Source organism: Aliidiomarina minuta (assembly GCF_003987145.1).
Classification (GTDB): Bacteria; Pseudomonadota; Gammaproteobacteria; order Enterobacterales; family Alteromonadaceae; genus Aliidiomarina; species Aliidiomarina minuta.
This window is the reverse complement of the sequence record NZ_PIPL01000001.1, coordinates 631,651-654,495: the sequence shown is the minus strand read 5'-3', so window position 1 is coordinate 654,495 and position 22,845 is coordinate 631,651. Positions and strand designations below refer to the sequence as shown.

Sequence of the window (22,845 nt, the reverse complement as noted above, 5' to 3'; positions counted from 1 at the left end):
GACTAAGTTAACTATCTGCTAAGCTGTGGGTTTTAAGTTCAGGGAATCTACATGCAAGTATCTACCGCCGCTCAGGCCCTGGATATCCTTCAGGATGGTGACGCTATTTGGTGCCACTCCATGGCTGCCACTCCTTATTTATTGCTAGAGGCGCTGGCGCGGGTTGCCCTTTCGCACCGCGATCTTACCCTCCTGCAATTACATACCGAAAAAAGTCAGGCGTTGTCTGCTCCTGAATTGAAGGGACATCTTCGTCAACGGGCTTTTTTTGTTGGTAGTTCAACCAGGGCTGCTGTGCAGGAAGGCCTGGCAGACTATGTGCCTGTGTTCCTGTCTGAAATTCCCAAATTATTCCGTCGTGGTGAGCAGAAGCTGGATGTAGTTCTGGTACAGGTATCGCCTCCGGATAAACATGGGCATTGCAGTCTGGGCATTTCGGTTGAGGCGACACGAGCAGCGTTGCAGGTAGCTAACAGATGCATTGCCTGGATAAACCCGCGCATGCCACGCACTCATGGTGATTCTTTTGTCCATATCAGCAAGTTTGACCGTTATTTTGAGGCGGCAGAAGAGATGCCGTTGCACCTTGCTGCGCCTCAGAACAATGCGACCAGCCAGATAGGCCAACATGTTGCCAGTTTAATTGAAGATGGTTCCTGCCTGCAGATGGGCATAGGGGCGATACCGGATGCTGCTCTGGCTTGCCTGGGCGATCGCCAGAACCTGGGCATACATACGGAAATGTTTTCTGACGGTGTCTTGCCGCTGGTGGCGAGTGGCGTCATTAATAACAGCAATAAGCACCGCCATCGTGGGCGTATCGTAACGACGTTTGCGATGGGCAGTCAGGCACTTTATGACTTTGTCGATGACAACCCGGATGTTGCTTTTCTGGATGTGGAATATACCAACGACACTGCGGTGATCCGTAAGAATAATCAGGTAGTGTCGATTAACAGCGCTTTGCAGGTGGATCTAAGCGGTCAGGTATGCGCAGACTCCATAGGGACCCGTATTTATTCTGGTGTAGGTGGGCAGATGGATTTCGTGCGCGGGGCTTCGTTGTCAGAAGGAGGCAAAGCTATTATAGCGTTGCCTGCTACGGCCAAAGGCGGTCAGGTCTCGCGGATCTCGAGCCTGTTAACACCGGGCGCTGGTGTAGTAACAACCCGGGCTCATGTGCACTATATTGTAACTGAGCATGGGGTTGCTAACTTAAGAGCTAAAAGCATGTCTGAACGTATGCGCAGCCTGGTTCAGATTGCAGCACCGCAATTTCGTGAGCAACTTGCCCGACAGGCTTATCAGGACTGGGGCATATTACTAAGTGACTGATTTTCAAGTGACGGACTAAGGAGAACCATGAGTAAGGATGAATCGACGCACTGGCATCAACTGAGTAAAGAAGATGCCGTTACCCATCTTGAAAGTGATATGCAACAGGGGCTGCACGCTGAGGACATTGCTCAGTTGCAGCAAGAGTATGGTCAGAATCTATTACCGCAGGGCAAAAATGTACCCTGGTGGCAACGCTTATTACGCCAGTTTAAGAACCTGCTGATTTATGTGCTGCTGGTGGCCGCGGCTTTGGCCGCTATGCTCGGTGAATGGATTGATATGGCGGTCATTCTGGCGGTCGTTCTGGTCAATGCTATTATCGGTTTTTTTCAGGAGGGCAAAGCGGAAAAGGCGCTGAAGTCCATTCAGGGCATGTTATCCAGTAATGCTCTGGTCATCCGGGACGGTGAAAAACAACAAATTGCAGCCAAAGAGCTGGTGCCTGGCGATGTTATTGTACTGGAGGCAGGCGCTAAGGTGCCTGCTGATGTGCGGCTTTTGAAAAGCAACAGCTTAGCGATTCAGGAAGCGGCGTTAACGGGCGAATCGCTTGCGATTGAGAAGGAAACGGGTTCCCTGAGTCAGGATACGGCACTGGCGGATCGCCGGAATATGGCTTTTTCTGGAACTCTGATTACTCAGGGGCAGGGCACGGGCCTGGTCGTAGCCACAGGCAGTGACACTGAACTGGGTCGCATTAATAAGATGCTCTCCGGCGTGGAAGAACTGACCACACCCTTATTGCGCCAGATGGCCCAGTTTGCTCGTTATCTGACGTTTACGATTCTGGGCGTGGCGGCGTTGGTATTCTTATTTGGCATGTTGCGTGGCAATGATCCCAGTTACCTCTTCATGGCCATCGTCAGTCTGGTGGTCGCGGCGATTCCGGAAGGTTTGCCCACCATACTCACTGTAGCGCTGGCCATCGGGGTGACCCGCATGGCCTCGCGCAACTCAATTATTCGACGTTTGCCCGCGGTTGAGACGCTGGGTGCGGTATCTGTTATCTGTTCGGATAAAACCGGTACCTTGACCCGCAATGAAATGATGGTTACTCAGTTGCAATTGTCTGAGGAGACAGTGGATGTATCTGGAACGGGTTATGAACCCACTGGTGAATTCAGTGCACAACCGGAGCTACTCCAGGAGCTGGCACTAGCGGCTTTGCTTTGCAATGATTCCAGTCTGGAACAAAAAGATGACCAATGGGCGGTCAGGGGTGATCCCATGGAGGGCGCTTTGTTGACTATGGCTTACAAAAGCGGCTTAACGGATGACGATCAGAAAGCCTGGCCACGTGACGCCGAAATTCCTTTTGATTCTAAGTACAAATACATGGCGACGGCGCACCACAAGGGAGAAGATGCGCGCATTTTCGTAAAAGGCGCGCCTGAACGAGTCATTGATATGTGCAGCTCTGATTTCACTGACGGCGGTTATTCAGCCACGCGGTGGAAAGAACGAGTAGACGAGCTGGCGGCTGAAGGGCAGCGCGTATTGGCACTTGCAGTCAAAAAATGCAGCGCGAAACAGGAACAGCTGGAACATGAAGAATTGCAGGATGAACTGCAACTGATAGGCCTGGTGGCGCTGATGGATCCACCCCGTGAAGAAGCGTTGAAGGCGATTCGAGCCTGTCATGAAGCGGGCATTGCGGTGAAAATGATCACCGGCGATCATGGCGCTACAGCCCGGGCTATCGGTGAGCAGCTGGAACTCAAACATACGGACAGAGCCATTACCGGCAGTGAACTGGATGAGATGGACGATGAGGCGCTGACTCAGGCTATTTTAGATACCGATGTGTTTGCTCGTACCACTCCGGAACATAAATTACGTCTGGTAAAAGCGTTGCAGGCACAGAATCTGGTGGTGGCTATGACCGGAGATGGGGTCAATGATGCGCCTGCATTAAAACGCGCCGATGTCGGCATTGCTATGGGACGCAACGGTACAGAGGCCGCTCGTGAAGCTAGTGAAATGGTGCTCACCGATGACAACTTTGCGTCTATAGTGAATGCTGTGCACGAGGGACGCACGGTGTACGACAATCTGAAAAAAGCGATTTCCTTTCTCTTACCAGTTAACGGTGGGGAATCGCTGGCGATCATACTGGCACTTTTGTTTGCCTTGACCCTCCCCATAATGCCGCTGCAGATCCTCTGGGTTAACATGGTCAGTTCAATAGCTCTGGCGTTGGCACTTGCTTTTGAACCGAGCGAAAAAGACGTGATGCAACGACCGCCAAGGCGTGCTGATGAAGCCTGGTTATCGGGTTTTCTGGTGTGGCGTGTGGTTTTTGTTTCGCTGTTATTTACCACCGGTATTTTCGCCGTTTTCCAATGGGGCCTGGCACAGGGTTTTGAGGATGCTTATGCACGCACTTTAGCGGTTAATACTTTAGTGGCTATGGAAGTCTGGTATTTATTTAGCGTGCGGTATTTACACGGTGCCTCATTGACCTGGCATGGGATTAAAGGCTCACGGCCAGTTATTCTGGCGGTCAGTCTGGTACTGGTGCTGCAACTGCTGTTTACCTACCTGCCGATATTACAGACTTTGTTTGATACCCAGGGCCTGAGTCTCAGGCATGGTTTGTTATGTGTGGCTATAGGCATACTGTTGTTTATCGTACTGGAAGCTGAAAAGTGGCTCAGACGACGCCTTAACCACGCTTAGCCACATGTTGTAACCAATTACTGAAAGCAATTACAGCCAGCTCGTGTTCTTTATGACGTGCGGTATAAAGACGCAGGCTGGCAGAGCCTGAGGCATTCAGGTCGCTGTTATTTTTCAGTGGCGCGTCCTTAAGTAGCTTGCGGTAGTGAGAGGGCAGCAACAGGCTGCCGCCCTGAAGGCTGATGAGATCCAGGGCCATCGCAGTGTTATCTGTAGCTTTCGTTTTAGTGTGGGCAGGAGGGCTGTGAATTCGGCTCCAGTCCTGCCAATCATTGCTTTCACGGATACTGTAGACCGCATTGTCAGACTTCAGAGCGGACTCCAGACGGGTACTGCAAAATAACAGTTCGGTATCTCCCAGATTGGTGGCTTGTAAATGCCGGCCGCTGAGTTGCCCCATAATCAGCACTGCGTCGAGTTGATCCTGGGTGAGCAGTTGTTTTAAATATTCTGCATTTTGGCTACTTGAGTATTCGGGTAAGGCAACAAACTCAAGTTCCAGATGTGGGTAAATGGCATAAAACTCTTTCAGCAAAGGCCCTAACCACCAGCGTAACAGTTCATTACTGATACCTATTTTCAGTAAACGGGCATTGGCGGCTTCGCTGCTGGTGGCTTTATTGATAAGCTCTTGCAATTGTTCGAACATACGCAGCAATTCAGGGGCTAATAACTGGCCAGTCGCTGTTAGTGCGTGTACCCGGTTATCTCGCTGTAAGAGGCGCATGCCCAGTTGCTCTTCCAGGGTATTTATCTGGCGGCTGATTGCAGATTGGGTAACTCCCAGCTCAGTAGCTGCTTTTTTAAAGCTTTGCTCACGGGCAACAGTGGCAAAGACACGCAGCGCGTTGAGCGAAGGTAATGAAGACTTTGTCATGACTTTATATCAACTTAAGTTAATTTTTAATAATCATAGATGGCCCGATTGCAGGACGCAAGTACAGGTCTTTTGTTTATTTGCCGGAGAATAGGAGACGGTATCTTTTGTTAGCTAACTATGGGGTGGAGTTTGCCACCATTGCGATTGCCCATTTGCTCGCGGTCATGAGTCCTGGTCCAGATTTTGCGGTCGTCAGTCGTTACAGCGTACGTTACGGAATTCGTTTAGGTTGCTATATCAGCATTGGCATTGGTGCTGGCATTCTGGTGCATATCGCTTATTCGTTGTTAGGTGTGGCGTTAATCATTAACACCACTCCCTGGCTGTATCAGAGCTTACTGATGCTGGCCGCTGCTTATTTTTTCTGGCTAGGCTTGCAGGCCATACGTTCACCCGCCGAGGCACAGACTCTGGATACATCAGCAATGCAGAAACCAGGTGCTGGTAAAGCCTGGCTGATTGGTTTTTTTACCAATGCGTTGAATCCGAAAGCGACCTTGTTCTTCCTGGCCCTTTTTACCTCGGTAATAGCACCCACCACACCTATGATGGTGAAGGCAGGGTACGGTTTATACATGGCGTTAGCGACTATGCTGTGGTTCTGTTTATTATCAGTTTTGCTGGGTAATACATACATACGTATGCTGCTGTTGCAGAAAGGCTACTGGTTTGACCGTATCATGGGCGTATTTTTGTGGGCATTGGCGGCTCACCTGCTGTGGCAATGGTGGCTCAGCTGAAGTTAATGTACAATAGACCTTTATATTTTTCCCGACCAAGAGTTAACCACTGGCATGCAATTATTTGTAAATGATCTCACCGTTATCGACTTTTCTTACCTCTGTCCGCAACGGGGTGTGGTGGGTGAAAGCTGGATAGTGGATATTACGCTGGATGGCTCGCTGAATGATCAGTCTATGGTGCTCGATTTTGGGCGGGTTAAAAAGCAGATTAAAGCTATTATTGATGACTCGGTTGACCATAAACTGGCGGTTCCCAGCGATCATCCTTATACCCAGGTTAGTCGCAGTGAAGACGAGAGTGGTTATTGGGTTGATTTTATCCGTCCGGATACAAAGTCAGTGCATTTATTTTGCCCTGCAGATGCTTTCGCGTTTATTGATGCCGATGAAGTCAGTATGGAGACCGTGAAAACCTATTTACATGCGGTTATAAAACGAGAGTTGCCGACTAACGTAGAAGGGCTGAAGCTGACACTGCGTGCTGAGGATATTAGTGGTTTCTACTATCATTACACGCACGGACTGAAAAAGCATGATGGGAACTGCCAGCGGATTGCTCATGGCCATCGTTCACGATTGCAGATCTTTGTGGATGGCATTCGCTTTCCACGTCTGGAAAAGTTATGGGCGTCACGGTGGGAAGATATTTATGTGGGCTCAGCAGAAGATGAAGTGGCTTCGAAGGTTATGCAATTATCAGGTAAAGCTGCTGAACTCGTTGGCGAACATCATGTATGTTATAGCTATCAGGCGGACCAGGGGCTTTTTGAATTAGCCATTCCAGCCGCTGAGAATACTATTATTGCAACTGACTCAACGGTTGAATGTATTTCAGAATATCTGGCGAACGCCATCAAAGCTGACTTTCCGGATTCGAAAGTGAAAGTTATAGCTTATGAAGGCGTTGGTAAAGGAGCTATAGGTTATGCGTAATAAAATAGCGACGAATCTGCTGCTGGCGAGCTGCCTTGCTGTGTTGGCGATAGGTACCGCCAGTGCGGCTGAGCCAACACTCAAAGGCGAGCTTAAACAGGGCAGCATGGTGGTAGGTAAAACGGAACCGGGTAACCGGGTTGAGTTTAATGGCGAAGAAATTAAAGTCGCCGAAAATGGTTATTTTGTCATAGGTTTTCCGCGAGAGGCCGATTCTGAATATCAACTGACGGTGATTGATAACGAAGGGCAGTCACATCAGAAAACTCTGGAAGTGGCCAGTCGTGAGTATAATATTCAACGAGTTGACGGTTTGCCGCAGGAGACAGTAACCCCGGATCCGGAAGCACAGAAACGTGCCCGGGCGGATGCTGAGCTGGTCTGGAAAGCACGCCAGCAGCGTAGCGACATGACCTATTTTTCCAGTAACTTTATCTGGCCAGCGGAAGGTCGTGTGACCGGTGTCTACGGCAGTCAACGCATTTTAAATGGCGAACCCCGTAACCCACATTGGGGTTTTGATATCGCAGCACCTACAGGTTCTCCGGTGAAGGCTCCCGCCAACGGTGTAGTGACCCTGGTACACCCGGACATGCTGATGTCAGGGGGCACTTTGATTGTCGATCACGGACATGGTGTGTTTTCGACCTTTATTCATCTGCACCGTATTCTGGTGGAAGAGGGTGATTATCTGGTGCAGGGCAATGTAATAGCGGAGATAGGTGCTACAGGGCGCGCCACTGGCCCCCATCTGGACTGGCGTTTGAACTGGGGCCAGGTGCGTCTGGATCCTGAGTTATTGCTCGACGAGCGTTGAGAGCCAGCCGTTTAATTGCTCAGGGTCGGTGATTTCGAGCACTATATTGTTTTTCTCTGCTGCCTGAAAAACTAAAGGTCGCGACTGCAACTGATCGCGGCGAAAGGCATGCACTATGGCCTGATCACCTGGCTGATAGCGGCTCCAGAATTCCAGTTGATTGTTGGCGCCTATCTGTAAGTTATCGATGGCGATAATACGATCACCGGCACTCAAGCCCGCTTCATAGGCAGCTCCCTGTTCAAATACCTGTTGTAACACCAGTCCCTGTTCTGAGGCCTGGTAACGGGCTCCCAAAGCTACCGGAAGTTGTATCCGTGGTTTTTTACCCAGTTGGCTGCTTTCGGTTTCCGCCGCATAATACTGCACATCAACCCCAAAGCTTTTGAGTAGTTCCTCTACTGGTAAGGGTTCTGTGCTATACAGTGCTAGTTGCAGGAAATCTTCAACCGGCTTGCCACCAAACTGAATAAACGCGGCGGTCAAATCTTCCATGCGGGTACCTTTTTCAGGTTTACCGAGTCTATTCCATAAATAACGCATGACATCGTCCAGACTATGCTGGTGCTCGCTATGACGTCGTATAAGCAGATCCAGACAAAGCGCAGTGACCGCGCCTTTACTGTAATAACTGGCAATAGCGTTGGGTGCGTTTTCATTCTGCTGATAAAAAGTAGTCCAGGCCAGTTTGCTCGACTGGGTAATGCTCTGACGCTGGGCGCCTTTGTAGGTGAGGGCGCGACTCATAGTCGCGGCCATGCTCTGTAAGTATTGTGTAGCCGAGCTCAGGCCAGCCCTGTGCAGCAGGTAATCATCGTAGTAAGAAGTGACCCCTTCATAAAACCATAACTGCTCAGTGTATTGTTCTTTATCCAGCTGAAAAGGGATAAACTCACGGGGGCGCAGGCGTTTCACATTCCAACTATGAAAGTACTCATGAGAACACAGGCTCAGGAAAGTGCGATAGCTGTCGGTAATGCCTTGTTGGTTGGCATGAATGAGGTCTTTGCGACTGCACAATAAAGCAGTTGAGTTGCGATGTTCAAGTCCTCCAAAGCCGTTACCTACTACCATGACTAAAAAGGTGTAATGCTCGAAAGGCGCCTGATCGTCAAAGAGATCCAGCTGGGTTTCACAGATACGGGCTAAATCACCGCTGATCCTCTGCATGTCAGCATGATGCTGGCCTGCGAGTACTATTTGATGGCGAGTGCCCTGAGCAATAAAGTCCTGAATGCTGAGGTCGCCCATAAGCACTGGAAAATCTATCAGTTCATCGTAGTTACTGGCCATGAAGCGGCCTTCGCCAAAGTGCTCACCACTCACTCTGGGCATACCGGTAGCCAGCTTCCAATCCGGTTTAGTAGTGGGTACCTGGATACTGACTTCGCAGGGTGAGTCGGCCTGGCCTAACGCTTCCAGGCAGAGTGCGCTGTGATTATAGAAACCAAATTCGTCATCCAGGTAAGCGGTGCGCACTGAGAGGTCCCGGGCGTAGACCTGATAGACAATATCCAGTGGGCCACTGACCTTAGCAATCTGCCACTGCTGCTTATCCAACTGTATGACCTCAACTTGCTGACCATCCGAATAAGCCTGCAATGTGATGATGTTCTTAGCGAAATCCCTAATCATATAACTACCGGGTAACCAGGCGGGCAGGCGCAGTTGTTGTCCTTTTTTATCAGGGGCAGGGATGTGCATGCTGACGGTAAAATAATGTCCATTGCAGTCGCTGGCAGACACCTGATATCGAATTGCGCTCTGTGACATTGATTACTCCTTATACGATAGCTGGTTAACGAGTGTAACCAATGCGACAGAGGGCGACAATGGCGAGATAAAGAGAGTCGGTTTATCAGTAGAAATTAATTATAATTGTTAAAATTTTGTACAACTAAGTAACATTTGTGAAGTGGCGACTCTTACTCGAAGACAGAAATAAGTTTTTCTGGATTCTGCAGACATGCGGTTGGTTTGGCTATGCCCTGGTGCAATACATAGGCTCGCTGACTCAGGAAATGCGTGATATTTACGTGGTGATCATTTTGCTGGGCGCCTATGCCGGCTTCTTGCTCACCATTCCGTTACGCTATTTGTACCGGCGTATCTGGGACTGGTCGCCCTGGCTATTGGGTACTGTGGTATTTTTCTGTTCCTTTATGGCGGCGGCTATCTGGGCTGTGATAGACAATGCGACTCAGTGGGAAATCTATAAGTTCGGTTATCGCCCACATAATCCATTATTCTATTTTAACCATAGTATCGCTAAGTTTTATATTATGTTGAGCTGGAGCGGGCTGTACTTTGTGATCAAGTACTATCAGATGCTGCAGGACGAGAAACAAAAAGCCCTGACAGCGGTTTCCATGGCACATCAATCGCAACTAAAAATGCTGCGTTACCAGTTAAATCCTCACTTCCTGTTCAATACACTGAATGCTATTTCGACGCTTATTCTGGTGCAGGAGAATAAAGCGGCGAATAAGATGATGGCTAAACTCAGTGACTTTCTGCGCTTCTCACTGGATAACGAACCTATTAAAAGAATCCCGTTATCCCGGGAGCTGGAGGTGATGATGCTGTATCTGGATATTGAAAAAGTGCGTTTTGAAGAACGCCTGCAGGTAACCACATCTGTAAGCGAGTCGGCCAGTCGTGGACTGGTGCCCAGCATGTTGCTACAACCTATTATCGAAAATTCGATAAAATATGCGATTGCCAGGCTGGAGGAAGGTGGTTTGATAGAAATAAGGGCGAAGGTCGACGGGGAAGATCTGTTGATTGAGGTTGCGGACAATGGGCCCGTACCTTTCTCAGAGCCGAAAACTACCTATAATGGGCGAACCGGAGTAGGATTAAGTAATACCCGCCAGCGATTAAAGGCCTTGTATGGGAAGCGTTACTCCTTTAATCTGTCTGCAAACCAACCAAACGGATGCCTGGTTGAAATTCGTATACCCTGGCAGGTAGTGTAATGTCATGAATGAGAAAATTCGAACTATTGTAGTAGATGATGAGCAACTTGCGCGTCGTGGTTTGCTAGTTCGACTGGCTCAATTTGAGCAGATTGAGCTAATTCAGGAATGCAGCAGTGGTCGTGAAGCTCTGGCCGCTATTCAGGAACATAAACCCGACCTGGTATTACTAGATATTCAAATGCCAGGGTTAAGCGGGTTTGATGTTCTGCGTAAACTGAACGAGAAAAACATCACTATGCCTGCAGTGGTCTTTGTGACTGCTTATGATCAGTATGCGATTCGAGCTTTTGAAGTTCGTGCTTTGGATTATTTGCTAAAGCCTGTAGACGAGGAACGGCTGACGCAAACTCTGGAACGTATCACTGCTGAGTTATCAGGTCGTCGCGAAAAAGAACATCAGGCTAAGTTACTGGATTTGGTTTCAGATATGACCGGTGAAGACTGCGAAGATATTTTGCAACGTCTGGCAGCCGGGCAGGAGCTTACTCAGGACAACTACCCGGAACATATCGCGATTAAAGAAAGCGGTGAAATTACCCGTGTTGCGATCAGCGCTATTGAATGGATTGATGCTGCCGGTGACTACATGTGTATTCACGCCTGCAATGAAACCCATATTTTACGACGCACCATGAAAGAACTGGAAAAAGAGCTGAACCCAAAAAGTTTTCAGCGCATACATCGCTCGGCTATTGTAAATCTAAGTCAGGTTGAAAAACTGTGTAGCCGCCAGAACGGTGAGTATCATCTTATCCTGCAAAATGGTGAAGAACTTAAGGTTAGTCGTAGTTATAAAGATAAAATCAAACAACTTATTTTAGGCAATTAACTGATCAAAGCCCTTAGTACTATCGTATCCCACTTTAATGTAACTCGCCTTCCCAGGTTTACGAGGTAGCCCTTTCATGGCAAAAATCAGCTGGCCTTTTACCGGCCGCATACTCATTGTATTTTTCATCATACTTGCCGTCGCAGGTTGTGCGCGTCAGATGGCATACCGTTTTGCGGATACTTATCTGGCCTGGCAGGCCCGGAGCTTCGTATCTTTAGATAGCGAGCAAAGGGGCGCATTGCGAGGTAACATTGACACGTTGCTACAGTGGCACGCTGAGCATGAAATGCCACGTTATCATGCCTTAATTGGTGAACTAACCGAGGATCTGGAAAAGCAGAATTTGAATACTGAACGCTTGTCTTATTACGAGCAACAGATGGCGGATTACTGGCTGGCGATACGTCAAAGTGCACTTTCGCCGGCGCAAAGTCTCTTACCCCGTTTAAGCGATGAACAGGCTGACGAACTCATAGTTAGTATTGCGGGAAATATTCAGGAAAGAGCGGATCAATACAAAGAACAGACCACTGCAGAAAGACGCGATGAAAGTGCTGAGTCCATAGCTGAGCAGGTTGAGCGATGGTTTGGTGAGATTACCGATGAACAGCAGCAAATCATCAAAACCTGGACCCAGCAAATGCCGGATATGACTCAGTTATGGATTGAATATCGTGTACGTTGGGCAGAAGGGCTTTCGGAAGCGCTTAATCAGCGACACGATAGTGAGCAACTTGCTGCCTTGTTAGAGCTCCTTTTTCTGCAACCAGAGCAACTGCGTAGTGAAGAGCTTAACGAGCTTGGCGAGCAGAGTCAGGCTCTCAGCCGCCAGGCGCTTTTAGAGCTTACGGATAAATTGACCACGGAACAACGCGAACACGCTATTGAAAAGCTGAACGGCTGGCGCACTGACTTAGCTTCTATGATGCGCAGCCGTTCGGTTGAAATTTAGTTACACCTGCATGATCTTAAGGGTGTTACTAGATCCCACGGTTTCCATTACATCACCGTGGGTGACAATCACGAAGTCTCCTTTATTGAGATGCCCTCGTTTTTCTACCACAGCCATGGCATCACGAATAAGTTTACTAAGTTCCGATTTTCGTGTGTCGAAATATAACGGATAAACACCGCGATAGAGGGCTACTTTCGCCAGGGTGTCTGAATGTCTGGATAAGGCAAAAATGGGCAAGGTTGTAGTAATGCGCGACATCAGTTTAGCGGTATGACCAGACTCAGTTAGTGCAATAATAGCTTTAACGCCAGTTAAATGATTAGCCGCGTACATTGCTGACATTGCCGTAGACTCTGCCACTGAGGTGAAGCTCTCATCCATTCGATGATAGGAGATTTTGACACTGGGATGAATTTCAGCACCCGCGCAGATTTCAGCCATAGCTTTAACGGTTTCTACCGGGAATTTACCAGCAGCGGTTTCGGCAGATAACATGACCGCATCGGTACCATCCAGTACTGCATTCGCAACATCCATGACTTCGGCCCGGGTCGGCATTGAGTTGTCAATCATCGACTCCATCATCTGAGTGGCTGTAATAACCACTTTATTCAGGCTGCGTGAACGATTAATAATCTGCTTTTGCTTGCCGACCAGTTGAGCATCTCCGATTTCTACCCCCAGATCGCCCCGCGCAACCATAACAGCATCTGATGCATAGATAATGTCGTCGAGCGCAGCATCTGTAGCAACCGCTTCGGCGCGCTCAATTTTGGCGCACATAGCGCCGGTGCCGCCAGCCTGACGCAACAGACTACGTGCGCGATTAATATCGTCACTGGTGCGAGGGAAGGAGACAGCCAGATAGTCGACGTTAATCTCTGCCGCAGTTTTAATATCTGCCAGGTCCTTTTCGGTTAAAGCTTCAGCAGACAAACCACCGCCCAGGCGATTAATGCCTTTATTGTTGCTAAGCTTGCCGCCTATCAATACTTTAGTGATAACCTGACTGCCGGAAACATCGGTTACCTGTAAACGGATACGTCCATCATCCAATAATAAAATATCGTCGTTAATTACATCATTTGGCAGTTCAGCATAATCCAGACCGACACTTTTCTCGCTGCCTGCCTGTTTGTCGAGTTCGGCGTCAAGAATAAAAGTAGCGCCCGTATGTAAAGTGACTTTCTCGTCAATAAAGCGCGCAATACGGATCTTAGGACCCTGTAGGTCGCCTAAAACAGCTACATAACGATTGTACCTGGCGGCTATTTCACGAACCATTTCGGCACGGCGAATTTGGTCTTCCGCGGCACCATGAGAAAAGTTGAGGCGAACTACATTGGCACCGGCAATTATAAGCGCTTCCAGCACTGCTGGGTCGTCCGTTGCCGGGCCTAAAGTGGTCACGATTTTGGTACGTCGTAGCATGCGAAAAGCTCCTCAGGTCGCTTGCGGGAGATGATCCTAATGCTACCATAAGAAAAATTTCTAACCTATGACAATTAGGCTATTAAGTGGCTGTGTCTGGATATCAGAGGAATAAAATATGAGTCATGATGAGCGTGAGTGGAAAGAAAAACTTAGCCCGGAACAATATCGGGTTCTGCGAGAAAAAGGCACTGAGCGACCTTTTTCTGGCGCCTTGCTGGACGAAAAACGCCCCGGTATTTATGTTTGTGCCGGGTGTGGCACTGAACTGTTTTCAGCAGATACTAAGTTTGATGCAGGGTGCGGGTGGCCTAGTTTTTATCAGTCACTTGGCGATCAGGTTGAATATAAAGAAGATGTTTCAATGGGCATGCGCCGTACTGAAATCCTCTGTGCTAACTGTGGTGGCCATTTAGGGCATGTTTTTCCAGACGGACCCATTCCAACAGGGCAGCGTTATTGTGTAAATTCTCTGTCACTGGATTTTAAAGCAGCCGATGAATAATTTAGCTATGGTCGCTAGCCTTGATTTTGAGTACAATAGCGGCCGAAATTTTTTTGCAATTAAAGGGTTTTGGAATGACTGAAGCGCAGAATGATCGTACCTTGTCGAGCTGGGAAGAGCGTCAGGAATATGCTGAATTAATGCAGCCTCTGGTAGGCCGCATGTACCGCACTAAAGGCGTAGAAATACTGGTTTATGGCCGTACGCTGTTAAACGGTTCTACCATTGATATTATCAAAACTCACCGTCTGGTTCGTCAGCACGAAGGTCAAAAGCTGCGTTTACGGGAAAGTTACCCTTTCTTAAAAGCCTTATCAGAAATGGAAATGGCACCGGCGCGGGTGGATATCGGTAAGCTTGCTTTCAATTATCTGTTTAAAAGCGAAAACCAGAAGCTAAGCATTGAAGAATACCTAGAGCAGGAACTATCCGACGTAATTGGCAAGCCGGATAATGTAGAGCCTCAGGATGTGGTGCTTTATGGTTTCGGTCGCATTGGTCGTTTGCTCGCCCGTTTAATGATTGAAAAGAATGGTAAAAACAACAAGTTGCGCTTACGGGCTATTGTTGTTCGTGGTGGTCGTGAAGGGGACTTAGAAAAACGTGCCAGCCTGTTACGCCGTGATTCGGTGCATGGGCCTTTTAATGGTTCTATCACGGTTGATCATGAGGCGCAGGCAATTAAAGCTAACGGTACTAAGATTCAGGTAATTTATTCGGATGGCCCGGATCAGGTGGATTACACCAAGTACGGGATTAAAGACGCCATTATCGTGGATAACACCGGCATCTGGAAAGATGAGGACGGCCTGGGCCTGCACCTGAAGTCCAAAGGGGCTAAAAAAGTACTGTTAACAGCACCAGCAAAAGGCAGTATTAAGAATATCGTGCATGGCGTAAATGATGCAGATATTCTGGCAGAAGACATGATTTTATCAGCCGCAAGCTGTACTACCAATGCCATAACGCCAGTACTGAAAGCACTGCACGACAAATTTGAGATTCTTAGTGGCCACGTAGAAACTGTGCATGCTTATACTAATGATCAAAACCTTATTGATAATTACCATAGTGCTGACCGACGCGGACGTTCGGCCCCGCTTAATATGGTACTGACTGAAACAGGCGCTGCTAAAGCGGTCGCTAAAGCTTTTCCTGCGTTACAGGGCAAGCTGACCGGTAATGCAATCCGGGTGCCTACTCCGAATGTATCCATGGCGATCATGAACCTGAATCTGGGTAAATCTTCTGATAAAAAATCGATGAATGAATACCTGCGTGAAGTTGCGCTATTTTCTGATTTGCAGAATCAGGTTGATTATACGGCGTCTACTGAGATTGTGTCTTCTGACCTCGTCGGTAGTCGCTATGCGGGCATCGTTGACTCTCAGGCAACCATTGTTGAAGACAACAGAGCGGTCCTTTATGTCTGGTACGATAATGAGTTTGGTTATAGCTGTCAGGTTCTGCGGGTAGTGCAGGATATGGCTGGCCAGCACGTACTTAGCTTTCCTAAATAAGTAAATGAAATGATAAAGCGCCTGCGGGCGCTTTATTTTTACTGTGGTCTTTTTTATCTATGCTTACTATTTAAGCAGGGAGTTTTCGTTGTATGTTTATCTCCAGTAATTTTGACAGTGGCAATATAGAAGTGATTGCTGCTGAGCAACCTGATGCTATCCGCCTCCGCATTCGCGCCGATCATCAGTCTGATTTTTTTCAATGGTTCCATTTTAAATTATACAGTCAGGCGGATGTTGAGCACCGCTTGGTGATTGAAGGTGTCGACAAAGCGGCTTACCCTGATGGCTGGAAAGGTTATCAGGCTATGGCTAGTTATGATCGTGAACACTGGTTCCGGGTACCTACTGAGTTTGATGGTGAAAACCTGTTGATTACGCATGCACCAGAACAGGAAACCGTGTATTACGCCTACTTTGTACCTTATAGTTACGAGCGGCATCAGGACTTGTTGCAGGCAGCACAGCAGTCTTCCTGGGTTGAGCAGCGCTTGCTGGGACAGACTCTGGATGGCCGTGATATGACTTTGTTAGTGGTGGGTGAACCCTCGCCGGAAAAGTTGAATATCTGGATTACCGCCCGGCAACACCCTGGTGAAAGTATGGCGGAATGGTTTGTGGAAGGCCTTTTACATCGCTTATTAGATGACGACGATGGTGTTGCGCGCTTATTGCTGCAAAAAGCAACCTTCTTTATTGTACCTAATATGAATCCTGATGGCAGTGCACGTGGCCACCTGCGCACTAATGCTAAAGGCGTTAATCTGAACCGTGAGTGGCAGACGCCCAGCATGGAGAAGAGCCCGGAAGTCTACCTGGTGCGTCAGGCAATGGTCGACAGTGGTGTGGATATGTTTTTAGACATTCACGGCGATGAGGCGATTCCATATAACTTCGTTGCTGGCTGTGAGGGGAATCCAGGATATGATGAACGGCTGGAGCAACTGGAAAACGCTTTTAAAAATGCGCTATTGGCAGCTACTCCGGAGTTTCAGGTTGAGCATGGCTATGAGCGAAGTGCTCCTGGTGAAGCGAATCTGACGGTAGGCTCCGCAAATGTGGGGGAGACTTTCAATTGTTTGTCCTTTACTGTTGAGATGCCTTTTAAAGATAACGACGGTATTCCAAACTTGGAAACCGGTTGGTCGGATATACGTAGTCAGCAGTTCGGCTACGATACCCTGGCGGCAATACATGCGGTAGCGGACCAATTACGCTAAAAAACCTGCTACTATCAAACGGCGCCAGAGAATTGGCTGAGCGCCGTCATAATTACAATAAACAATAATAAAGTCAGGGGGCTACCTTGGAATTTATCAATAACACACTGGATTTTCTGGACAGCATATTAGGCGGAGCTTTTTATTTTCCGTTTATTCTGCTTGGGGTGGGTTTGTTTTTCACCATTTACCTCAAGTTTCCGCAGATTCGCTTTTTTAAACATGGCTGGCGAGTCGTTACCGGTAAGTTTGATCGCAGCCGTGATCCCGGTGATACCACTCATTTTCAGGCACTGACAACAGCCTTATCCGGCACAGTAGGTACCGGTAACATAGGTGGCGTGGCACTAGCTCTGTTTTTAGGTGGGCCCGCAGCCTTGTTCTGGATGTGGATGACAGCATTTTTTGGTATGACCACCAAATTTGTAGAAGTCACGCTCTCGCATAAATATCGCAGCAAAACCGAAGATGGCACTATGGCCGGTGGCCCCATGTATTTCATGGATAAAGGCCTGAATATGAAATGGTTGGCGGTGATATTTGCTATCGCGACCGTTATCAGTTCTTTCGGTACCGGTAACATGCCACAAAGTAATAACATTGCTCAGGCTATGGAAGCGACTTTCAACGTGCCGCCTGTCTGGGTCGGCGGTGTTATGGCAATATTGCTTGGTCTGGTGATTATCGGCGGTATTCGCCGTATCGCTAAAGTAACCTCGCGCATTGTGCCTTTGATGTCGGTTTTATATGTGCTGGGTGCTTTTGCGGTTATTTTCTATAACGTAGAAAATATCATTCCTTCTTTTGTTTCTATATTCTCTGATGCCTTTACCGGGTCTGCAGCTGTGGGCGGTTTCGTTGGTGCCAGCTTTGCTTACGCTTTCAATATGGGTGTAGCGCGCGGTTTATTCTCGAACGAAGCGGGTCAGGGGTCTGCCGCTATTGCGCACGCTTCAGCGCGTACCAAAGAGCCTGCTGAAGAAGGCATGGTATCCATCCTTGAGCCTTTCATTGATACCATCATAATCTGTACTTTAACCGGTCTGGTGATTCTGGCATCGGGTGTCTGGACAGAAAAACATCAAAATCGCTTTGATCGCTCTGATATGCGTATTATAAGCGGTGTATATTCGGATCAGATAGAGCAGGATAGAAGCCAGCTTTCAACCTATTTGAATCAAGGCCGCAATCATGACGTTGAAGTTTTTGAAGGTGAGATAGAGGTTGTTTCCGGCCGTCCGGTAGCGGGTGAGTATACCATTTTGAACTCACGTTCAGTGGCGGAAAATGTAGAGATTCTGATTGGTGGTGATACCCCATATTCAGGCACTCTGAACGTTACTAATGGCCGTTTCACCAGAGATAATATTCAGGTGCAGGGAGAGTCGTTGATTCACTCGGCAGCCTTGACAACGGTGGCTTTTACCAGAGGTTACTTCGGTGATTTTGGCCAGTATATAGTCTCTATTGGTCTGTTGATGTTTGCATTTTCGACAGCGATTGCCTGGTCGTATTATGGTGACAGAGCTATGATTTACCTGGCAGGGCCTCGTTCAGTGATGCCATATCGCTTGTTCTATGTTGCGGGTTTCTTCATCGCGGCGGTGTCAGACACTACCCTTATCTGGAAAATCGCAGCGGTGGCTATTGTCATGATGACATTGCCAAACCTGCTGGGCATTTTTCTGATGCGTAAAGAAATGAAAAGCACCGTTAATAAGTACTGGAAAGAGAACAAGCATAAGTTACCTGATAAAAAATAAGGTAGTTAGTCGCAAGCGAGCAACAAACTGACGAGTTCAGTTTGTTGCTTTATTTTTTTACGCTTACCTTGCTACTTGATGTTGTGGCACAATGCCCACATAAAGTGAGTAGTGAGAGGAAAAGCTATGGCTATTGTAAGCTGCCCACAGTGCAGTCAGAAAATTTCAGATAAAGCAGCGGTATGTGAGCATTGCGGTTTTGTCCTTGAAGGGCAGGACCAGGCTCAGCTTGCCCGCTTGCGTAGCCGCACCAAAGCCGACAAAATCAATAAACTAACCTCTCAAAGCATGCTTGCTATGCTTCTGTTCATGTTAGGTATAGCAGGTACTTTTTATTTCCGGGACGAAAGCAGCCCGGACCCGGGATGGCAGGTACAGGTTTCAATGCTGGTTATGGTTGTTGGTTTTATCTGGTATCTGATTAACCGGGCTCGCATCATTTTAGTGAAGAAGCGACTGTAATATGCAACATGAGCAACTGATTGCCAACATGACTATCGACCTGTATCAGCGTTTGCTTGATGCTGTTGAGACTGGGCGCTGGGCCGATGGTCAGATATTAACACCTTCACAACGGGAAGATACGTTAGCGCTGGTCATGTTATATCAGGCGCGTCATTTGGAACAGGATGAACCATTTTCAATTAGTAAAAATGGCACCCTGGTAGAAAAAACTAAGGCTGAGCTTCGTCGCGAACAGCAAAGCATCGCGCGCTTTGACCTAAACTCGTCTGAAACGGAGTCGACTTAAGTAGTGAAAGACCCAAATTTGTATCTCGAAATTACGCAGCAGGCAGAAGCCTTGTGCGCCGATGAACCTGATTTAATTGCGAATCTGGCCAATATTAGTGCGTTGCTTTATGAACGTCTGGATAATATTAATTGGGCCGGGTTTTATATTAACGAACAGGCTCAGGACCAGACTTTAGTGCTGGGCCCTTTTCAGGGAAAAGTAGCTTGCGTGCGCATTCCTTTTGGACAGGGAGTTTGTGGTAGTGCAGCAGCAGAAAAGCAGACTAAACTGGTAACTGATGTGCATGCGTTTCCAGGACATATTGCCTGTGACGCTGCCAGTAATTCAGAAATTGTCATACCTATTGTAAAAGAACAGCAAGTTGTGGCTGTTCTTGATATAGATAGCCCTGACTTGGGTCGCTTTAATGAAGATGACCAGGCAGGATTAGAGAAGTTACTTAATTTGCTAGAAAGCCTTAACTGGTCTTTTTATGTTAAATGAATTTGAGATCCATCCCTATCTGGTTAGTGTGGCGGATATGGATGAATTTGAAGAAGAGGCAGAATTAGCTGCTGATCAACTTAATATGATGTTACACAGCGCCGTTACTCAGGCGCAGGCAGATGACTGGAGTCATCCCCAGATTATTGAGTTGATTGAGGAGTTATGCTTCATTTGGTTTCGCGAGCCAGCTCTTACAGAGCTGGAAAGTGATGAGATGGATGATTATGTGTCAGGTGTGATTCGTAAAATGGAACAACAACGCGATGAAGCTGACTATGATGATAGTGACAGTAATTAAGGTTTAGTTAATGGACAACCAAGAAACATCAGAAAAGCTTGCGACCAGCAAAGCAGTAATAGCTTACCTGGCTGAACAATTTCCGCAGTGTTTTACCCTCAGTGGTGAAGCTAAGCCTTTAAAAATTGGCATTTTTGAAGACCTTGCGAAGCGCATGGAAGGGGATCCCAAGGTCAGTAAAACACGCCTGCGCAGCGCTCTGCGTCAGTACACCAGCTCCTGGCGCTACCTTAGGGGAGTGAAAACAGGTACGGACCGTGTTGATCTTGATGGTGCTAAAGCGGGTATTGTAGAAGATGAGCATGCGCAGCATGCTCAGGAAACTCTGGCTGAATCCAAAGCTAAAGTGGCGGAAAAACGCAAAGCGGAGAAACCGGCAGCAGATAAAACTCAGCCCAGCGATAAAAAGAAACCCCGGCCAAAACCTTCTGCGGGCAAAGCAGCCAATAAATCTAAGCACAAAAAAGCGGAACCTGAATTGAAAGCAGTTACGCTCGGTGACCTCGAAGAAGGTCAGAATGTTCAGGTTAAAGTAGGACAGTCACCAATGCCGGGAACTGTTATTGCTATTGAGAAGTCTGAGGTACAAGTACAGTTGGTGTCTGGCATCACTGTGAAAGTAAAGATTGAGAATGTGTTTGTCACATCTTAGGAGTATATGAATGAGAAAGCCGTTTTTCCGTAGCCTGATTCTCAGTGGTTTTATAATGGCACCGCTGGCTTTTGCGGTAACCCCAAATCATAATCTTGATGAATTACCCAGATTATCCGCTGAGTCCCAGCATGAAACGGCGAGTAAACGGATTGCGTCGTATTTTACCCGCTACCATTACAGCCGCGTTGAAATGGACGAGGCAATGGGCGAGCAAATTTTTGACCGTTTCTTTGAACAGCTTGACTACAATCGCATGTTTTTCCTGCAGGAAGATATCGACAAGTTCAGAGAGCACGCTGAAAACTTTCATGTGATGTTACAGGAAGGGGATCTTTCTCTCCCTTATGAAATTTACCAGTTGAGCCTGGAACGTCGCTACGAGCGTTATGCTCATGCTTTATCGTTATTAGGTGAAGAGTTTGATTTCGAGGTCGAAGGCGAACGTTATTATTATGATCGTGCTGAAGAAGACTGGGCTGCGGATTCGAGTGAGTTAGAAGCTGTGTGGCAGCAGCGACTGAAGAATGATGCACTGAATTTGGCTATGGCAGGCCGCGACCAGGATGAAATTCAGGAAAACCTTGAGCGGCGTTACCAAAGTGCGATACAGCGGTTAACCAACTCAAAAAGCGAAGATGCTTTTCAAACAGTAATGAACGCCTTTGCCCGAAGCGTAGAGGCCCATACGAGTTACCTGTCTCCGCGTAACGCCGAACGTTTCCAGCAAAATATGAATCTGCAACTGGAAGGCATCGGGGCTGTATTGCAGGCTGAATATGACTATACCGTTATTCGTAGCCTGGTGCCTGGTGGTCCGGCTGACCAAACCGGTGAACTGGCCCCGGATGACCGCATTATTGCAGTGGCCCAGGGCGATAAAGAGTTCGTCGATATCATTGGCTGGCGTCTTGATGACGTGGTCGATTTAATTACCGGCCCTAAAGGCAGCACCGTGCGGTTGCAGGTGTTGAAAGAAAGCGAAGGCTCTGGGGGAACACCAGAAACGGTTGAAATCGTTCGCGATAAAGTACGTATTGAAGATCGTGAAGCTAAAGCCAGCGTGAAAATTCTGGAAGAAAGTGAATATTCTGATCGCCCTGTTGGGGTTATTGAAATCCCTGGTTTTTATAACAACTTGTCAGCGGATGTACGCAAGTTGCTTAAAGAATTAGAAGAGAAAGATATTGAAGGCATTGTTGTTGACCTGCGAGGCAACGGCGGCGGTTCGCTGAGTGAGTCTATCTTTCTAACCGGATTGTTTATTGAATCGGGCCCGGTTGTTCAGGTTCGCGACAGCAGTGGACGTATCGATGTTAATAGGGATGAAGATGGTGTGTCTTATTATGAAGGCCCATTGACAGTACTGGTGGACCGCTTCAGCGCTTCGGCTTCTGAAATTTTTGCCGCAGCTATTCAGGATTATAACCGAGGCATTGTAGTGGGTGAGCAGACCTTCGGAAAAGGTACTGTGCAGCAGCATCGGAACCTGCAGCGTCGTTTTGATTTTTACTCAAATCCATTAGGTAGCATTCAGTATACGATCGCTAAGTTCTATCGTATTGATGGGGGCAGTACACAGCATCGCGGCGTAGTGCCTGATATTCTGTTCCCTTCACCTATTGAACCTGATGATTTTGGTGAAAGCCGTGCTGACAACGCTTTACCCTGGGATCAAATTGATTCAGTAGAGTTCGACCGTTTAGGCTGGCTGCCGGAAGAAAACCTGCAGGCACTAACCGAGCTGCATAAGGCTCGTATTGAGAACAACCCTGAGTTTGCTTACATTCACGAGGACATTGAACGCTTCCGTGCGCGTCGGGACAGAAATTATGTGTCGCTGGTACAAAGTGAACGAGATGCCGAGTCTGAAGCGGATCGTGAGCGTCGCCTTGCACGCATTAACGAACGTTTAGCTCGTGAAGGCAAGGAGCCTGTGGAAGCGGCGGAAGATGCTGATGAAGCTTACCGTGACCCAGACCCTTACTTGCAGGAAACTATCCGCATCACTCTGGATTTCATAAACCAGCGCGGTCAGGACAGTTAATAGAACCACTC

General features: G+C 47.9%; 21 protein-coding genes. 18 read left to right on the top strand and 3 right to left on the bottom strand.

The features are described 5' to 3' along the window. Nucleotides 1-51: 51 nt before the first annotated feature. Both CWE09_RS03120 and CWE09_RS03115 read left to right on the top strand, forming a co-directional pair. A complete protein-coding gene (locus tag CWE09_RS03120) occupies nucleotides 52-1,335 on the top strand; it encodes an acetyl-CoA hydrolase/transferase family protein (RefSeq protein ID WP_126802553.1) in 1,284 nt (427 codons plus the stop codon). A gap of 27 nt (nucleotides 1,336-1,362) precedes the next feature. After that, nucleotides 1,363-4,017 carry a cation-translocating P-type ATPase gene (locus CWE09_RS03115; RefSeq protein ID WP_126802552.1) on the top strand — a complete coding sequence of 885 codons (2,655 nt, stop codon included), beginning with the start codon at nucleotides 1,363-1,365 and terminating at the stop codon, nucleotides 4,015-4,017. Here the strand turns inward: CWE09_RS03115 and CWE09_RS03110 are convergent. Next, on the bottom strand, nucleotides 4,004-4,894 hold the full coding sequence (locus CWE09_RS03110) for a LysR family transcriptional regulator (protein WP_126802551.1): 891 nt from the start codon (nucleotides 4,892-4,894) through the stop codon (nucleotides 4,004-4,006). The two genes, CWE09_RS03115 and CWE09_RS03110, sit on opposite strands and share 14 nt — an antisense overlap. A gap of 167 nt (nucleotides 4,895-5,061) precedes the next feature. On the opposite strand from CWE09_RS03110, the gene CWE09_RS03105 reads away from it, so the two are divergent. The 3 genes from CWE09_RS03105 to CWE09_RS03095 are packed head-to-tail and all read left to right on the top strand — an operon-like array spanning nucleotide 5,062 to nucleotide 7,390. Next, nucleotides 5,062-5,637, top strand: a complete 576-nt coding sequence (locus CWE09_RS03105; RefSeq protein WP_126803898.1) for a LysE family transporter — start codon at nucleotides 5,062-5,064, stop codon at nucleotides 5,635-5,637. A 54-nt stretch (nucleotides 5,638-5,691) separates the two neighbouring features. Beyond that, nucleotides 5,692-6,573: a 6-carboxytetrahydropterin synthase gene (locus CWE09_RS03100; protein WP_126802550.1), complete on the top strand. Its 882-nt coding sequence runs from the start codon at nucleotides 5,692-5,694 to the stop codon at nucleotides 6,571-6,573. Beyond that, nucleotides 6,566-7,390 (top strand): M23 family metallopeptidase, encoded by an 825-nt coding sequence (locus tag CWE09_RS03095; RefSeq protein WP_126802549.1) that lies wholly within the window; start codon nucleotides 6,566-6,568, stop codon nucleotides 7,388-7,390. The genes CWE09_RS03100 and CWE09_RS03095 overlap by 8 nt, the downstream gene beginning before the upstream one ends. Here the strand turns inward: CWE09_RS03095 and CWE09_RS03090 are convergent. Then, the gene (locus CWE09_RS03090; protein ID WP_126802548.1) at nucleotides 7,370-9,163 is read right to left on the bottom strand and encodes a M61 family metallopeptidase; all 1,794 of its coding nucleotides are present in this window, start codon (nucleotides 9,161-9,163) and stop codon (nucleotides 7,370-7,372) included. The two genes, CWE09_RS03095 and CWE09_RS03090, sit on opposite strands and share 21 nt — an antisense overlap. 137 nt (nucleotides 9,164-9,300) lie before the next feature. Between CWE09_RS03090 and CWE09_RS03085 the strand changes: the two genes are divergently transcribed. The 3 genes from CWE09_RS03085 to CWE09_RS03075 all read left to right on the top strand — a co-directional run bounded on the left by CWE09_RS03085 (nucleotide 9,301) and on the right by CWE09_RS03075 (nucleotide 12,155). Continuing rightward, nucleotides 9,301-10,368 carry a sensor histidine kinase gene (locus CWE09_RS03085; protein WP_126802547.1) on the top strand — a complete coding sequence of 356 codons (1,068 nt, stop codon included), beginning with the start codon at nucleotides 9,301-9,303 and terminating at the stop codon, nucleotides 10,366-10,368. A gap of 4 nt (nucleotides 10,369-10,372) precedes the next feature. Further along, nucleotides 10,373-11,200 carry a LytR/AlgR family response regulator transcription factor gene (locus CWE09_RS03080; protein ID WP_126802546.1) on the top strand — a complete coding sequence of 276 codons (828 nt, stop codon included), beginning with the start codon at nucleotides 10,373-10,375 and terminating at the stop codon, nucleotides 11,198-11,200. A 76-nt stretch (nucleotides 11,201-11,276) separates the two neighbouring features. After that, nucleotides 11,277-12,155, top strand: coding sequence for a DUF6279 family lipoprotein (locus CWE09_RS03075; protein WP_126802545.1), 879 nt, complete (start codon nucleotides 11,277-11,279; stop codon nucleotides 12,153-12,155). Here the strand turns inward: CWE09_RS03075 and pyk are convergent, their stop codons facing one another. Then, complete coding sequence (gene pyk / locus CWE09_RS03070) at nucleotides 12,156-13,589, bottom strand: pyruvate kinase (protein ID WP_126802544.1); 1,434 nt, start codon at nucleotides 13,587-13,589, stop codon at nucleotides 12,156-12,158. A gap of 118 nt (nucleotides 13,590-13,707) precedes the next feature. On the opposite strand from pyk, the gene msrB reads away from it, so the two are divergent. The 10 genes from msrB to prc all read left to right on the top strand — a co-directional run bounded on the left by msrB (nucleotide 13,708) and on the right by prc (nucleotide 22,834). After that, nucleotides 13,708-14,094 (top strand): peptide-methionine (R)-S-oxide reductase MsrB, encoded by a 387-nt coding sequence (gene msrB, locus CWE09_RS03065; protein WP_126802543.1) that lies wholly within the window; start codon nucleotides 13,708-13,710, stop codon nucleotides 14,092-14,094. Nucleotides 14,095-14,168: 74 nt separating this feature from the next. Further along, the gene (locus CWE09_RS03060; protein WP_126802542.1) at nucleotides 14,169-15,614 is read left to right on the top strand and encodes a glyceraldehyde-3-phosphate dehydrogenase; all 1,446 of its coding nucleotides are present in this window, start codon (nucleotides 14,169-14,171) and stop codon (nucleotides 15,612-15,614) included. A 92-nt stretch (nucleotides 15,615-15,706) separates the two neighbouring features. Then, nucleotides 15,707-16,834: a M14 family metallopeptidase gene (locus tag CWE09_RS03055; protein ID WP_126802541.1), complete on the top strand. Its 1,128-nt coding sequence runs from the start codon at nucleotides 15,707-15,709 to the stop codon at nucleotides 16,832-16,834. A gap of 86 nt (nucleotides 16,835-16,920) precedes the next feature. Further along, complete coding sequence (locus tag CWE09_RS03050; RefSeq protein WP_126802540.1) at nucleotides 16,921-18,597, top strand: alanine/glycine:cation symporter family protein; 1,677 nt, start codon at nucleotides 16,921-16,923, stop codon at nucleotides 18,595-18,597. A gap of 126 nt (nucleotides 18,598-18,723) precedes the next feature. Next, nucleotides 18,724-19,059, top strand: coding sequence for a hypothetical protein (locus CWE09_RS03045; RefSeq protein ID WP_126802539.1), 336 nt, complete (start codon nucleotides 18,724-18,726; stop codon nucleotides 19,057-19,059). Between the two features lies 1 nt (nucleotide 19,060). Further along, a complete protein-coding gene (locus tag CWE09_RS03040) occupies nucleotides 19,061-19,348 on the top strand; it encodes a YeaC family protein (RefSeq protein ID WP_126802538.1) in 288 nt (95 codons plus the stop codon). Between the two features lie 3 nt (nucleotides 19,349-19,351). Beyond that, nucleotides 19,352-19,834 (top strand): GAF domain-containing protein, encoded by a 483-nt coding sequence (locus CWE09_RS03035; RefSeq protein ID WP_126802537.1) that lies wholly within the window; start codon nucleotides 19,352-19,354, stop codon nucleotides 19,832-19,834. Next, entirely contained in the window at nucleotides 19,824-20,135 is a 312-nt protein-coding gene (locus CWE09_RS03030) for a hypothetical protein (protein WP_126802536.1), read from the top strand. The genes CWE09_RS03035 and CWE09_RS03030 overlap by 11 nt, the downstream gene beginning before the upstream one ends. A 10-nt stretch (nucleotides 20,136-20,145) precedes the next feature. Continuing rightward, a complete protein-coding gene (gene proQ, locus CWE09_RS03025; RefSeq protein WP_126802535.1) occupies nucleotides 20,146-20,787 on the top strand; it encodes an RNA chaperone ProQ in 642 nt (213 codons plus the stop codon). Nucleotides 20,788-20,797: 10 nt separating this feature from the next. Beyond that, on the top strand, nucleotides 20,798-22,834 hold the full coding sequence (gene prc, locus CWE09_RS03020) for a carboxy terminal-processing peptidase (protein ID WP_126802534.1): 2,037 nt from the start codon (nucleotides 20,798-20,800) through the stop codon (nucleotides 22,832-22,834). Nucleotides 22,835-22,845: the final 11 nt, after the last annotated feature.